This is a genomic window from Tamlana sp. 2_MG-2023, from assembly GCF_030548465.1.
Taxonomy (GTDB): domain Bacteria; phylum Bacteroidota; class Bacteroidia; order Flavobacteriales; family Flavobacteriaceae; genus Pseudotamlana.
Window position 1 is genome coordinate 332982 of record NZ_JAUOSF010000004.1, and the last position, 13843, is coordinate 346824.

The 13843-nt window shown below is 36.0% G+C and carries 15 protein-coding genes; 8 read left to right on the plus strand and 7 right to left on the minus strand.

Annotation, left to right across the window (positions count from 1 at the left end; genetic code table 11):
- Positions 1 to 123 precede the first annotated feature (123 nt).
- Both gpmI and Q4566_RS08940 read left to right on the plus strand, forming a co-directional pair.
- Complete coding sequence (gene gpmI, locus Q4566_RS08935; RefSeq protein ID WP_303420287.1) at positions 124 to 1641, plus strand: 2,3-bisphosphoglycerate-independent phosphoglycerate mutase; 1518 nt, start codon at positions 124 to 126, stop codon at positions 1639 to 1641.
- Between the two features lie 284 nt (positions 1642 to 1925).
- On the plus strand, positions 1926 to 2330 hold the full coding sequence (locus Q4566_RS08940; protein ID WP_303420288.1) for a BT0820 family HAD-type phosphatase: 405 nt from the start codon (positions 1926 to 1928) through the stop codon (positions 2328 to 2330).
- Positions 2331 to 2342: 12 nt separating this feature from the next.
- Here the strand turns inward: Q4566_RS08940 and Q4566_RS08945 are convergent, their stop codons facing one another.
- Positions 2343 to 3614 carry an acetyl-CoA hydrolase/transferase family protein gene (locus Q4566_RS08945; protein ID WP_303420289.1) on the minus strand — a complete coding sequence of 424 codons (1272 nt, stop codon included), beginning with the start codon at positions 3612 to 3614 and terminating at the stop codon, positions 2343 to 2345.
- A 123-nt stretch (positions 3615 to 3737) separates the two neighbouring features.
- Between Q4566_RS08945 and map the strand changes: the two genes are divergently transcribed.
- The 3 genes from map to Q4566_RS08960 all read left to right on the plus strand — a co-directional run bounded on the left by map (position 3738) and on the right by Q4566_RS08960 (position 5886).
- A complete protein-coding gene (map, locus tag Q4566_RS08950; protein ID WP_303420290.1) occupies positions 3738 to 4556 on the plus strand; it encodes a type I methionyl aminopeptidase in 819 nt (272 codons plus the stop codon).
- A 138-nt stretch (positions 4557 to 4694) separates the two neighbouring features.
- Complete coding sequence (locus tag Q4566_RS08955) at positions 4695 to 5072, plus strand: GxxExxY protein (RefSeq protein WP_303420291.1); 378 nt, start codon at positions 4695 to 4697, stop codon at positions 5070 to 5072.
- A gap of 49 nt (positions 5073 to 5121) precedes the next feature.
- On the plus strand, positions 5122 to 5886 hold the full coding sequence (locus Q4566_RS08960; RefSeq protein WP_303420292.1) for a class I SAM-dependent methyltransferase: 765 nt from the start codon (positions 5122 to 5124) through the stop codon (positions 5884 to 5886).
- Between the two features lie 294 nt (positions 5887 to 6180).
- Here the strand turns inward: Q4566_RS08960 and Q4566_RS08965 are convergent, their stop codons facing one another.
- Genes Q4566_RS08965 through Q4566_RS08975 form a run of 3 tightly spaced genes read right to left on the minus strand, consistent with a single transcriptional unit; the run spans position 6181 to position 7930 of the window.
- Positions 6181 to 6405, minus strand: coding sequence for a VF530 family protein (locus tag Q4566_RS08965; RefSeq protein WP_303420295.1), 225 nt, complete (start codon positions 6403 to 6405; stop codon positions 6181 to 6183).
- Entirely contained in the window at positions 6386 to 6610 is a 225-nt protein-coding gene (locus Q4566_RS08970) for a DUF6500 family protein (protein WP_303420297.1), read from the minus strand. The genes Q4566_RS08965 and Q4566_RS08970 overlap by 20 nt, the downstream gene beginning before the upstream one ends.
- A 6-nt stretch (positions 6611 to 6616) precedes the next feature.
- The gene (locus Q4566_RS08975; protein WP_303420299.1) at positions 6617 to 7930 is read right to left on the minus strand and encodes a DEAD/DEAH box helicase; all 1314 of its coding nucleotides are present in this window, start codon (positions 7928 to 7930) and stop codon (positions 6617 to 6619) included.
- 337 nt (positions 7931 to 8267) lie between these two features.
- Here Q4566_RS08975 and Q4566_RS08980 point away from each other — a divergent pair, with 337 nt between their 5' ends.
- The gene (locus tag Q4566_RS08980) at positions 8268 to 8402 is read left to right on the plus strand and encodes a 30S ribosomal protein THX (RefSeq protein WP_303420301.1); all 135 of its coding nucleotides are present in this window, start codon (positions 8268 to 8270) and stop codon (positions 8400 to 8402) included.
- Positions 8403 to 8423: 21 nt separating this feature from the next.
- Here Q4566_RS08980 and yaaA read toward each other — a convergent pair whose 3' ends face one another.
- Positions 8424 to 9182: a peroxide stress protein YaaA gene (gene yaaA, locus Q4566_RS08985; RefSeq protein ID WP_303420303.1), complete on the minus strand. Its 759-nt coding sequence runs from the start codon at positions 9180 to 9182 to the stop codon at positions 8424 to 8426.
- 313 nt (positions 9183 to 9495) lie between these two features.
- On the opposite strand from yaaA, the gene Q4566_RS08990 reads away from it, so the two are divergent.
- Together Q4566_RS08990 and Q4566_RS08995 are read left to right on the plus strand one after the other, a co-directional pair.
- Positions 9496 to 9993 (plus strand): RNA polymerase sigma factor, encoded by a 498-nt coding sequence (locus tag Q4566_RS08990; RefSeq protein WP_303420304.1) that lies wholly within the window; start codon positions 9496 to 9498, stop codon positions 9991 to 9993.
- Positions 9986 to 10594, plus strand: a complete 609-nt coding sequence (locus Q4566_RS08995; protein WP_303420306.1) for a hypothetical protein — start codon at positions 9986 to 9988, stop codon at positions 10592 to 10594. The genes Q4566_RS08990 and Q4566_RS08995 overlap by 8 nt, the downstream gene beginning before the upstream one ends.
- A gap of 126 nt (positions 10595 to 10720) precedes the next feature.
- On the opposite strand, the gene Q4566_RS09000 is transcribed toward Q4566_RS08995, so the two are convergent.
- Positions 10721 to 11281, minus strand: a complete 561-nt coding sequence (locus Q4566_RS09000) for a pentapeptide repeat-containing protein (protein ID WP_303420308.1) — start codon at positions 11279 to 11281, stop codon at positions 10721 to 10723.
- Positions 11282 to 11690: 409 nt separating this feature from the next.
- On the minus strand, positions 11691 to 13826 hold the full coding sequence (gene recQ, locus Q4566_RS09005; RefSeq protein ID WP_303420310.1) for a DNA helicase RecQ: 2136 nt from the start codon (positions 13824 to 13826) through the stop codon (positions 11691 to 11693).
- Between the last annotated feature and the right edge of the window lie 17 nt (positions 13827 to 13843).

Genomic DNA, 13843 nt, shown 5'->3' on the forward strand with positions numbered 1-13843 from the left:
TAAAGCTATAATTCCTTAACAACAAGAGCTAAACACCATATTTAACGAGACTTTTAGGAGGAATTAATAAACTCCTTTTTAACAAAATTCCGTATATTTGATACGTTTTAAAAATTATAAAAAATGAACAAAAAAGTTATCTTAATGATTCTTGACGGATGGGGAAATTCGCCAGATCCAAAAGTTTCAGCAATCGACCACGCAAACATTCCATTTATCGATTCTTTATATACAAAATACCCTTATGCTACTTTACGCACCGACGGCTTACATGTTGGTTTACCAGAAGGACAAATGGGTAACAGTGAAGTTGGACACATGAATTTAGGTGCCGGACGTATTGTATACCAAGATTTAGTGAAAGTGAATTTAGCGGTTGAAAACAAAACGCTAAACGATGAGAAAGTGCTTGTTGATGCTTTTGATTATGCTAAAACCAATAACAAAGATGTTCATTTTTTAGGATTATTAAGTGATGGAGGCGTGCACTCTCATATTAATCACCTAATAGGCTTAGTTGATGCTGCCAATGATTACGGATTAAAAAACACGTATGTACACGGATTTACCGATGGACGTGACGTTGACCCGAAATCTGGAGCTGGATTTGTAAAACAATTAGAATCGCATATTGAAGGTACAAATACTGAAATCGCTACGATTTCAGGACGTTATTACGCTATGGATAGAGACAAGCGTTGGGAACGTGTTAAAGTGGTTTATGACGGATTAGTAAAAGGTGAAGGTGAAAAATCTACAGATATCGCTGCTTCTATTGAAGCTGGTTATGCTAATGATATTACCGATGAATTTATCAAACCAATCATTGCTGTAGACGATAACAACGAACCAATCACCAAAATCAAAAATGGTGATGTTATTATTTTCTTCAACTTTAGAACTGATCGTGGTCGTGAGTTAACCGAAGTTTTATCTCAAGTTGATTTTCCTGAATTTGACATGAAAAAACTTGATTTACACTACGTAACACTTACCAATTATAACGACACTTATAAAAACGTAAATGTAATTTTCAATAAAGATAACTTAACCGAAACATTAGGTGAGGTCTTAGAGAAACACAATAAAAAGCAAATTAGAATTGCTGAAACTGAAAAATACCCTCACGTAACGTTCTTTTTCTCTGGCGGAAGAGAAGCTGAGTTTGAAGGTGAAAGCCGTATTTTAAGAAACTCACCTAAAGTAGCGACTTACGATTTAAAACCTGAAATGAGTGCTTTCGAATTACGTGACGCTCTTGTTCCAGAACTTGAAAAAGGCGATGTTGATTTTGTGTGTTTAAACTTCGCTAATGGTGATATGGTTGGGCATACTGGAGTTATGGATGCTGCTATAAAAGCTTGTGAAGCTGTAGATGAATGTGTAAAATCTGTAATTACTACAGCACTAGCAAACGACTATACCACTTTAGTAATTGCCGATCACGGTAACTGTGAAACGATGATTAACCCTGATGGTTCACCAAACACCGCACACACAACAAACCCTGTTCCTGTGATTTTAGTCGATAACGAATTAAAAGAAATAAAAGACGGTATTTTAGGTGATATGGCACCTACTATCCTTAAGCTTATGGGCGTACCTCAACCAGAGGCTATGACTAGACATGCTTTAGTTTAATAATATTTGTACATCCGTAAATAATCAAACGAGCATATCGTCACCCTGAATTTATTTCAGGGTCTCACTGAAAATTATTGACTTAAAGGCTAGTGAGATACCGAATCAAGTTCGGTATGACGACATCGAAGCTTTATGATACAAATCGGATGATTGTAATATTTTTCTTATAAAAACCCCACTTTTCGTGGGGTTTTTAATTATTAACATTTGTACAAGTAATTAAGCATGGCTAGCTTAAAAATTATTGTATTTTTGCCACTAATCTTTGCTTAACTTTATTTATGACATTTAGTAATCAGTTAATTATCGCTGTCGATTTTGACGGCACCATAGTTGAAGACGCCTACCCTAAAGTTGGAAAACCTATGATTTTTGCTTTTGAAACCCTCAAGAAGCTTCAAGAAGATGGGCACCGTTTGATTTTATGGACCTACAGATGTGGCTCAAGATTAGATGACGCTGTAAAATTTTGCGAAGAAAATGGTATCGTTTTTTATGCCGTAAACAACAGTTTTCCTGAAGAAGAATATGATAATTCTGTAAGCCGTAAAATTAACGCCGATTTATTTATAGACGACAGAAATGTTGGTGGTTTCATTGGTTGGGGTGAAGTTTATCAGAAACTAACCAACACCGCAGCCCCTATCCCTGAAAAGAAAAAAGGTTTTTTCGGATTATTCAAGTAATACTTTCTCAATTTAATTTCGAGTTAACTCAAAATAAGTTTTATCTACAGTTTCACGGTGATCGGGATGTGCGATATTCACTAAAGCTTTCACCCTTTCTTTAATTGTTTTTCCAAACAAATTAGCAACACCATATTCAGTAATAACATAATGCACATGAGGACGTGTTGTTACAACACCTGCGCCGTGATTTAAAGCCGGCACAATTCTACTAATACCTTTTGAAGTCGTAGAAGGCAAAGCCATAATCGATTTTCCGCCTTCACTTAAAGCAGCACCTCTCATAAAATCAAGTTGCCCTCCAACTCCAGAATACATTTTCGATCCTAAGGAATCGGCACAAACCTGTCCAGTTACATCTACTTCCAAAGCGCAATTGATTGCTACCATTCTAGGGTTTTGCTTAATAACAGCCACTTCATTGGTATAGTCACAAGAACGCATTTCAACAAAAGGATTATCATCTATATAATCATACAAACGTTTAGAGCCCATGACAAAAGTGGTTAAGGCACGTCCGGGACCAACACCTTTATAGTTTCCGTTAATCACATTATCTAAAATTAAATCAATCACCCCATCGGAAAACATTTCGGTGTGAAGCCCTAAGTCTTTATGACTTTTTAATCGCGATAACACCGCATTAGGAATACTCCCTACCCCCATTTGCAAAGTGCTTCTATCTTCAATTAAATTAGCGATATAATCCCCTATTTTATTTTCTATAGCATTTGGCTCACCATAAATATGCGTAGGAATTGGCACGTTACCTTCCACGAACAAATCGATTTCAGAATAATGAATCAAACCGTCACCATGAGTTCTTGGCATATTTTCATTGACTTGTGCGATCACTGTTTTGGCGTTATCAATAGCAGCTAAAGTAGCTTCTACAGAAACACCTAAAGAGCAGTAACCGTGTTTATCTGGTACAGAAACATGAATAAGCGCTACATCTAATGGCACGATATTACGTTTAAAAAGCAAAGGCAATTCACTTAAAAAAACAGGTGTATAAGAACCGTTTCCAGCTGCAATCGTATGACGCACATTCTTTCCTATAAAAAAAGAATTCACATGAAAACTATCACGGAGTTCAGGATTGGCGTAGGGCGCATCACCTTCAACATGTAAATGACAAACCTCAACATTTCGAAGCTCCTCATGTCTATCGGTCATGGCTTGCAATAATAATTGCGGAGCAGCCGCAGCAGCTTGCACATAAACACGATCGTTACTTTTTATAACTTTTACGGCATCCTGTACGCTAACAACTTTATACATATCCTATTGTTTTAGACTGCAAAATTACTCAAATCAGGTAGTCTAAAAGCTGTCAAATGTCAGTTAAAACACTAAAAAAGAATCGCTAAAATTAAGTACCTTTGCAGTCCTATATTTATAATTATGATTATTGTTAAAACAAAAGAAGAGATTGAGTTAATGCGCGAGAGTGCTTTAATCGTGTCGAAGACTTTAGGTGAAATTGCTAAACACATTAAGCCAGGTGTAACGACGCTCCAATTAGATAAAATTGCCGAAGAACACATTAGAGATCACGGGGCAATCCCAGGGTTTTTAGGGTTATACGATTTCCCGAACACCCTTTGTATGAGTCCGAATTCACAAGTGGTACACGGTATTCCTAATGGTGATCCGCTAAAAGAAGGTGATATTATTTCTATCGATTGTGGGGCTTTAAAAAATGGCTTTTACGGTGATCACGCCTACACTTTTGCTATTGGTGAAATCGCTCCTGAAACCGAAAAATTACTTCAGGTAACAAAAGAATCTTTATACGTAGGGATTAGAGAATTTAAAGCTAATAATCGTGTTGGCGATGTGGGTTTTGCCATTCAAAAATATTGTGAAGATCACGGTTATGGCGTGGTACGTGAATTGGTGGGCCACGGTTTAGGAAGTACGATGCACGAAGATCCTGAAATGCCGAATTACGGTAAACGCGGTCGCGGAAAGAAATTTGTTGACGGTATGGTGGTTGCCATCGAACCGATGATTAACCTTGGAACACAACGCATCAAACAACATAGAGATGGTTGGACGATTACGACTTTAGATAATAAACCTTCAGCGCACTTTGAACATGATGTAGCCCTTGTTGATGGTAAACCTGAGTTATTATCTACCTTTGGATATATTTATGAGGCTCTAGGAATTGAAAGTAATGAAGAGGATGAGTTTAGACGTGAAGCTTTAGTGCTTTAATTTTTAAACTATTACGCAGAGATTCACAGAGGTTTCACAGAGAGACACGGAGAAATACTTAGGCTATAAATGAACTAATCAGAACAAAAACAGAGAGCCACAAAGACTTCACAAAAAAAGTGACAGAGAAATATTAGTATGAGCTACGATAAAATAACGGAAAATATTATTGGAGCAGCTATTGAAGTTCACAAAACTTTAGGTCCTGGACTGTTAGAATCGGCTTACCAAGAATGTCTTTTTTATGAATTAAGTAAACTGGGGTACTCTGTTAAAAAAGAAGTAGTTCTACCTGTTATTTATAAAGGTATTAAAATAGATCATGGTTACAGAATTGATTTATTGGTTGAAAATATTGTCGTTGAGCTAAAAACAGTTGAACGTTTTACCGATGTCCATACAGCTCAGATTCTAACTTATATGAAATTGGGCAACTACCCTTTTGGCTTACTTTTAAACTTTAACAGTAAACTTTTGAAAAACGGTATTAAAAGACTCATAAACACTCTCGAGTAAGCTCTCTGCGAAACTCTGTGTTTCCTCTGAGCATCTCCGTGTAACAGCTATGAAAAAACTCTTCAAATTAATCCTAAACATCATACCTCGACCTCTACTAATCAGGCTGAGCTACGTTATTCGTCCTGTTTTGGCGTCCTATTTAAAAGGCACGAACTTCACCGATCCCATAGATGAGAAAAGTTTTAAAACCTTCTTACCTTACGGCTACGGGAGCCAACGCAACAATGTATTATCGCCTTCAACCTTATCTTTAGAACGTCACCGTTTACTTTGGTTATACCTTAAAAACGATACCACGTTTTTTACCGAAAATCTAAAAGTTTTACATTTTGCTCCTGAGCAAGCTTTTTATAAGCGCTTCAGAAAAATGACAAACTTAGATTATGTGACCACAGATTTAAATTCGCCGCTTGCTGATGTTAAAGCTGATATCTGCAACCTGCCTTTTGAAGATGGCGAATTCGATTTGATATTATGCAATCACGTTTTAGAACATATCCCTGATGACACCAAAGCCATGCAAGAGCTTTTTAGAGTGATGAAAAAAGGTGGCATGGGTATTTTTCAGATTCCGCAGGAATTAGATCGAGCCGTGACTTTTGAAGATGATTCGATTACCGATAAAAAAGAACGCGCTAAAATATTCGGACAATACGACCATGTGCGTGTTTATGGTCGTGATTATTTCGATAAACTTAGAAGCATCGGATTTACGGTTGAAGAAGTCGATTATACAGCAAAGCTTCCTGAAGACACTATTGAAAAATATTGCTTAGCTAAAGGCGAAATTATTCCGGTGGTTTTTAAATAGTGTATTAATCACATAGAAATCAGCGAGTAATCACACACTTAAATTAATTTTTCAGTAGCATGTCAAATCGAGCGCAGTCGAGATTGGTTGCTTTTTACATTAAAACTTTCAGGCCTGTACTCCTGAAACAATAAGACCCTTCAGGTTTCTAAAACCTGAAGGGTCTGCAAAATTTAAATCACGTCGATATAGCCGTATTGCAAAACGTTCTCGACTGCGCTCGAACTGACAACAAGGTCAAAATCAACATGCTTATTGTTATAAGATTCCTCATGCCTCGGAATGACACCAGCATCACCGCTTATTTTTCAGCATCTTTAAATACATATTTTCCACCTTGGTCCTCGCCCAGGGTGTTCTACGAAGAAATTTCAAACTAGACTTCACGGAAGGGTTTTCCGTGAAACATCTAATTTTTATATTGTATCCCATGTATTCCCAACCGTAATGCGCCACCAAGTCATTAATGATTTGTTCTAGCTTTACGCCATGCAACGGGTTATTTGGTTGTGATTCCAAGGACTAATTGTTTAATTTTTACAGCTTTTTCAAAATGGTCTAACTGATGCGTTTCAATCCACCAGGTTGCAGCTTCCATTAATAATTCAGGGTTATCATTTTTATTTTTAAAAAATGCATAAAACGAAATACCAACGTTTTCACCTTTGGCGGCAATTTTCTTATCGCAAACTTCTAGAATCTTATCTTTTAAAACTTGTTTCAAAATGGCTTAACTTCTTTTATCGCTACTACGATTTGGTCGTCTTGACTTATTGCTTCTTCCTCCTGAATTTCTAGAAGAACTTCTACTAGAATTTCCTGAGTTTCCTCCTGAACTTTTAGAATTCGATTTACGAGGCGCTCTATTTTGACGACCTTGACCTTGCTTTATAGGCGCTGTAGAAGCATTTGGATCTGGCTCAAAACCTTCAACAATTTCTACAGGTAATTTGATATCAATTAATTTTTCAATATCTCTTAAAAACGTCGTTTCATCAGCTGAAACCAAAGATATCGCTTCACCCTTCGCTCCTGCTCTACCAGTTCTACCAATACGGTGTACGTAATCTTCAGAAACGTTAGGCAATTCAAAGTTAATCACGTGAGGCAATAACGGAATATCCAATCCTCTGGCCGCAATATCAGTAGCCACTAAAACGCGAACACGCCCAGATTTAAACCCTGATAAAGCTTTGGTTCTTGCACCCTGACTTTTATTTCCGTGGATGGCAGCCGCAGTAATTCCTGCTTTATCTAATTTTTCGCAAAGTTTATTCGCGCCGTGTTTTGTTCTTGTAAACACTAAAACTTGTTTCCAGTTTCCATCAGAAATTAATTTCGTAATTAAACCTGTTTTAGATCCTTTGGCAACGCGGTACACCTTTTGTGAAATCGCTTCCACCGTTGTATTTTCAGGAGTAGCTTCCACTTGAACAGGATGATTTAAAATCCCATGAGCTAACTTCTTGATATCTTTGGAAAAGGTAGCTGAAAACATCAAATTCTGACGTTTCTCAGGCATACTTTTAATTACTTTTTCTATATCTCTTAAAAAGCCCATATCTAACATACGGTCGGCTTCATCGAGCACAAAAATCTCAACACGTTTAAGCGATAATAAGCCCTGACTTTGTAAATCTAACAAACGTCCCGGCGTGGCTACTAAAACATCAACGCCTTGACGGATGGTTGCAGCTTGCGGTTTCTGGTTTACACCACCAAAAATAACGGCACTTCGTAAGTTTAAAAACTCGCTATATTCTCTAACATTCGCGTACACTTGCGCTGCTAATTCACGCGTTGGCGTTAAAATTAAAGCACGAATAGGTCTGTATTTTTCTTTCGGATTTTCAGAAAGTATATGTAAAAGCGGCAAAGTAAAACCTGCCGTTTTCCCTGTACCTGTTTGCGCCGATGCTAAAACATCGTGTCCTTCTAAAACTGGAGGTATTGCTTTTTGTTGAATTGGAGAGGGTGTTGTGTATCCTTTTTTGCTAATTGCTTTTAACAAGGCATCAGATAAGCCTAAAGATTGAAATGACATATATTTTGTTTATGAAGCACACATACAAAAATTTATAGTCTACTTCTTTAAGAGGGCAAATGTACAGCTAATTTTACCATTTGCGCCTAAATACTTGTTGTTGTGTTAAATTTTGTTATTTTAAGTTATAGAGATTAGTAGCTAGTTTTGTACTTTTAAGTTGAATTTTTAATGGAATGTTAAGCTGTATGACGATCGAAAATGTCAGATCTAGCGCAGTCGAGATCCAATTATTCACAACGAAAAGTTCTCGACTGCGCTCGAACAGACAACAACGCTGTAAAGTTAATTTTTAACCTCAGCACAATTCCGCGAAAGCGAAAAAACAATTTATAAAATGGGAAAAGGAGATAAAAAAACGAAACGTGGCAAAATATACAGAGGCACTTTTGGGGTGAGACGCCCTCGAATTAAAAAGAAGCCTTCAATAGAAAGTAAAATTGGCATTGGCAACAAAGCGCAACCTAAATAGATCGCGCTTTCTTTATATGTTTTATCTAATAAAAACCAATTCGTTTTCTTTAGACATTTCTTCGCTTAAGCCATAACCTTCGTAGTTGAAACCTTTTAAATCATCAATGGTTTTAGCATTGGTATCTACCACGTAACGCGCCATTAATCCGCGAGCAGCTTTAGCATAAAAGGCAATTATTTTGTATTCGCCGTTTTTAAAATCTTTAAAATTTGCAGTCACAACAGGAACTTTCAAGGCTTTGCTATCAACCGCTTTAAAATATTCGTTACTGGCTAAGTTTAAAAACAGCTCATCATCTTCTAATTCTTCGTTTAGCGCTTTGGTGATGTCTTTTTTCCAAAATTCGTATAAATTCTTATTAACACCAACAGGGAATTTAGTCCCCATTTCTAAGCGGTAAGGTTGTATTAAGTCCGTAGGTTTTAAAACCCCGTATAACCCGGAAAGAATTCGAACGGTATTTTGCAAGGTTTCTATTTTATCTTCGGGAACCGTGTAAGCATCTAAACCACGGTACACATCACCGTTAAAGGCATAAACCGCAGGCCTGGCATTGTCGCTTGTAAAAGGTAATTCCCAATCTTGGTTGCGCTCATAATTTAATTGCCCTAAAGCATCAGAAATTTTCATGAGTTTTGATAAATCTTTAGCCGATTTCTTCTTCAGTAATTTATTTAAACGCTCTGATTGTTTTAAAAACTGAGGTTCTGTATGTTGTTTTATAGGCAATTCGCTTTCAAAGTCTAAGGATTTTGCCGGAGATATCACTAGTTTCATAAATACTTTTTTGTCTGTTTTCGCTTTCGCGGAATTAGATTTCAATACAAACGAAATCTTTTACTTTCAGTTCAAATTTACAACTCCTTTACTTCTTTTTAAATATTCTCTAAGAATTATTTATGATACTACTATAAATTGAATTGATGCTAAAGTACTATTGAATATTAATGCTTATTTTGCAAAGAACACATCCTTTTCAACCTCTTAATTTTCAGTATTCATGCATCTTATTTTTTTAATTTCAAGCTATTGAATAAAAAAACAAGTGTAATAAAAACATAGTACTGACACTAACCAAGAAAACATCACCGTGAGTACAGACTTTTATAAAACCTATATCTTACCATACAGTGCTATAATTATTAAAATTTGTAGAGCTTATTCTAATTCTCAAGAAGATTATGAAGATTATTACCAAGAGGTATGCTTGCAAATATGGAAAAGCAGGGAAAATTTCGAAAACAAATCTGAATGGTCAACTTGGGTATACAGAATATCTTTAAATGTATGTCTTTCATTATTAAGAAAGCAAAAAAAATATAAGGACACCAATAGCTTTGAGGAATCATATAACGAATTTTCAAATCAATCAGATTCTGCTGAAGCCGTAAAAGATTACACCATAGATATAGCAAAACTGTATGACATCATAAAAAAGTTACCAGAAATAGACCGCGGAATTATTCTGCTCTACCTAGAAAAGAAGTCCTATAAAGAAATTGCTGAAATCATGGGAACAAATAGTAATTCTATAGGCGTAAAAATAACAAGAATTAAAAACCGAATAAAAAAACAAATCAATGGATAAATCAATAGAAGAAATTTGGAGCAAAGGATTTCAAGATGACAAACACTTAATTCCTCCTGTAATCGTAGACCTATATAATCAAAAATCAATATTAACCGTCGATAAATTAAAATCTGCCTCAAAGAAAGACAACTGGAGTATCATTCCTATTGCCGTAGTTACTTTAATCTTTTTGGTACTAAGCTCGAAACCTGTATTGGGATTATACATGTCTTCATTAATGCTAGCCATGTTCTTTTTAAATAGGCAACGACTACAATTTTTGAACACCATAAACACAAGTGAATCATGCTTTATGTATTTAAATAAAATTCAAATCATGATAAAAAATAATGTAAAATTCTATACACAACTTTTAGGTATTGGACTTCCTTTTATAGCCTATATCGGGTTCTGTATATACATTTATGAATCAAATCAATTAGAATACATATTGGAAAGTTACTCCTTAACAAAATTAATCACAGCTTCTGTTATTTTCTTAATAGCATGTTCTTTCATCGGTGTTTGCTGTTTCAAACTATCAAATTATTTGATATACGGTCGATTAACCACAAAGATTGATGAAATGATTGATGAACTTGAATTGTTAAAGAAATAGTACAATAAACATTAAGGTCAGAGATAAAATTCACCAAAACCTGTTAGCATTGAATACAAGATAAGACAAGCGATAAGAAGTATAAACTTTAATCTTTTAAACAAAAATCTCTAATAAGCTAAAACACTACTCAATTTCAATTTTATGATGACTTAAAAGCCCTGAAACACCTTCCAAAGAGAATTTAGCGCCTTTCATTTTATTATTTTCAGGGTTCAAACTGTAATTTATGGCGGTTCTGAAGTCCGTACGCTCTAAAATACTTCGGCTAAAAACAGCTTGTTTGAGGTCACAGTCATTAAAAACCACGCCACTTAAGTCTGCTTCGGTAAAATCTACATGGCCAAGGTTGACACCTAAAAACTCGGTGGTTTTTAAATCCATTTGATAGAAAGAACTATGATCTAAGTTGCAATTATTAAACAGAACAGAGAAACCAAACGTATCGCAAGACTCGAAATGCAACCCCAACATTTTACAGTCTTGAAAGGTCACGTCTTGAAATGTGGTATTCGTGATATTTGTGGAACTCAAATTACAATCTATAAATTCACATTCTAAAAAACGAATACCGTTTAAAAAAGCATTTGAAAAATTACAATTAGAGAAAGTACAGTATTCGTAATCGCCATGCGGCAGTCTGTTTTCTGTAAAATCTTGTTTGTTGAAATTTTGATCTTCTACCATGGGATAAATTTACTTAAAAACTTGGAAAACACCTTAAAGTTAATTTTTAATTGAAAGTCAGGCTGAGCCCCACTACAAAAAATTTGAATAACGGAGATATTGACGTCTTTTAAATTTTTGTTTTGCAGACCCTTCAGGTTTTTAAAACCTGAAGGGTCTTATCATGTCAATGATAGCGCAGTCGAGGTCGGTGTTCGTAATTGAAACACATCTCGACTGCGCTCGATGTGACTAATTATTAAATATTCAAAATTGTTTGGTTACTTCATAGAAATCAGACACCGCTTTTTAGTAATATATAGTGATGAAATCTGATTTCAACATAAATAAACTTGAGCTTCTTTGTGTGACCCTGAATCGAGTTCAGGGTGACGTTCGCTACGTTCATTACATATAAAGGTATTCAAAATTAATTTTTATCAACCACACTCAAAGCCAAACGAATTTTAAAATAATCTAAATCGCCGTTCAAGTGGTCATAATAAGGCTTCAATCCTGTTGGGGCATCTAAGTCTGTTTTTGCTTTTTTCACCGCTTCCACCTCACTTTTAGATACAAAATCGTAAATATTTACTGCTTTACCTGTGCTGTGAAGTTTTGCTATATGGGAGTAAATAGTTGTAGTTGAGAGCTTGCGTTCTACAGAAATTTCTTCAATGGTGAGTCCGTTTTTATAGAGATCGTAAGTGACCAAATGCGTGGCTTTCTTTTTAGGCTTCTTGACTTTTGAACCCATGAAATCTAAAATTTCAGCAATAAATTCATCACCATAAACTTCAAGTTTACGCTGTCCTACCCCACTGATGCTTAAAAAATCATCTTCACTTAATGGGCGTTCGCGCTCTATTTCCTTTAAAGTGGCATCACTAAAAATCAAATAAGCAGGAATATTTTCTTCTAAAGCAATTTTATATCGCAATTGCCTTAAACGCTCAAATAAAGTATTCTCACGTTTTTTAACACGTGTTTTTGGTGCAGCTTTTGGTTTGCGTTTAACGCGTTCTTTAACCTTTGGCTCCGGAATATGAACGGGTTTAGTCAAGGCTACCTTTGCGCCTTCAAACAATACTTTTTTTGAAAATTCGGTAAGCCGAAGGGCATTATTTTGATGAAAAGCAATTTCACAAAAACCTTGATTAATAAGCTGGATGATTAAGTGCTGCCAATCGCGATACGCGATGTCTCTACCAATACCAAAAGTTTTCAGTTGATTATAGCCCTTATCTAAAACCGCTGCATTTTGCGAACCACGAAGTACATCGATAATCATACCTATGGCTTCCGATTCTTTTAAGCGATAAACGGCAGAGAGTATTTTTTGAGCGATGATGGTACCATCGAAAATTTGTGGCGGATTTTTACACACATCACAGTTTCCGCAATTTTCAGCGAGTAATTCCCCAAAATAACTCAGTAAAATTTTTCTTCTACAGGTAGTCGACTCGCTAAACTGTTTCATACGGTCTAGTTTTGCAATTTGAAACGCTTCATTTGAAGCGCCACTGGCAAAATTCCGTAGCTGAATCACATCAGCATAACTATGAAACAATAAAGCATGAGATTTTAGTCCGTCGCGACCAGCACGACCAATTTCCTGATAATAGCCTTCAATATTTTTGGGCATGTTGTAATGCACGACCCAGCGGACGTTCGATTTATCAATACCCATCCCGAAGGCGACTGTAGCACAAACAATTTGTGTTCTATCAAAAATAAAGGATTCCTGAACTTTAGAGCGTTCGTCAAAACTTAAACCCGCATGATACGCTTTCGCGGAAATGCCGTTGGTTTTCAGTTTTTTCGCTAATTGCTCGGTCGTTTTCCGACTTAAACAGTATACAATTCCAGATTGGCCTTGGTTTCTCTTTATAAATTTTACTATTTGAGAAATTCTATTATCGGCAGGACGCACCTCCAATTCAATATTTTGTCTATCAAAAGACGAAATAAATTGTTGGGCGTGTTCTATGCGTAATTGTTTTGCAATATCACTACGCGTGGCTTTATCGGCTGTGGCAGTTAAAGCGATAAAAGGCGTATTTGGAAGTGTGGATTTTAGAAATCCTAATTGCTGATATGAAGGCCTAAAATCATGACCCCACGACGAAATACAATGCGCTTCATCAATGGCGACACAACTAATATATTTTTCAGTAATAATATTTTGAAGTGCGGCTAGGCTTTCTGGAGCCACATAAAGCAATTTTAAATCAGCCGTAATAACACGTTCAATAATGTCATGTTGTTCACTAGCACTCTGACTGCTATTAAAGTAAGAAGCTGCAATACCGTTAGCATTTAAACCGTCAACTTGGTCTTTCATGAGCGCGATTAATGGCGAAATCACCAAGGTAACCCCCTCAAAACTTAATGCTGGTAATTGAAAACAAATCGATTTTCCGCCACCGGTTGGCATAATAACCAAACAGTCTTTTTTGCTTAAAACCGTTTCAATGATGTCTTGTTGTTGCGCCCTAAAACTATCGTACCCGAAATAGGTTTTTAAATTTGAAAATAGTTGTTCCTGTACGTCGGTCGTTTGCATCAAGCTTTTTTAAGAAA

Coding starts and splice junctions, on each gene's coding strand:
- gpmI (WP_303420287.1), top strand. CDS start 124: ATGAACAAAAAAGTTATCTTAATGATTCTTGACGGATGGGGAAATTCG.
- Q4566_RS08960 (WP_303420292.1), top strand. CDS start 5,122: ATGAAAAAACTCTTCAAATTAATCCTAAACATCATACCTCGACCTCTA.
- Q4566_RS08995 (WP_303420306.1), top strand. CDS start 9,986: ATGGATAAATCAATAGAAGAAATTTGGAGCAAAGGATTTCAAGATGAC.
- map (WP_303420290.1), top strand. CDS start 3,738: ATGATTATTGTTAAAACAAAAGAAGAGATTGAGTTAATGCGCGAGAGT.
- Q4566_RS08955 (WP_303420291.1), top strand. CDS start 4,695: ATGAGCTACGATAAAATAACGGAAAATATTATTGGAGCAGCTATTGAA.
- yaaA (WP_303420303.1), bottom strand. CDS start 9,182: ATGAAACTAGTGATATCTCCGGCAAAATCCTTAGACTTTGAAAGCGAA.
- Q4566_RS08945 (WP_303420289.1), bottom strand. CDS start 3,614: ATGTATAAAGTTGTTAGCGTACAGGATGCCGTAAAAGTTATAAAAAGT.
- Q4566_RS08940 (WP_303420288.1), top strand. CDS start 1,926: ATGACATTTAGTAATCAGTTAATTATCGCTGTCGATTTTGACGGCACC.
- Q4566_RS09000 (WP_303420308.1), bottom strand. CDS start 11,281: ATGGTAGAAGATCAAAATTTCAACAAACAAGATTTTACAGAAAACAGA.
- Q4566_RS08975 (WP_303420299.1), bottom strand. CDS start 7,930: ATGTCATTTCAATCTTTAGGCTTATCTGATGCCTTGTTAAAAGCAATT.
- Q4566_RS08980 (WP_303420301.1), top strand. CDS start 8,268: ATGGGAAAAGGAGATAAAAAAACGAAACGTGGCAAAATATACAGAGGC.
- recQ (WP_303420310.1), bottom strand. CDS start 13,826: ATGCAAACGACCGACGTACAGGAACAACTATTTTCAAATTTAAAAACC.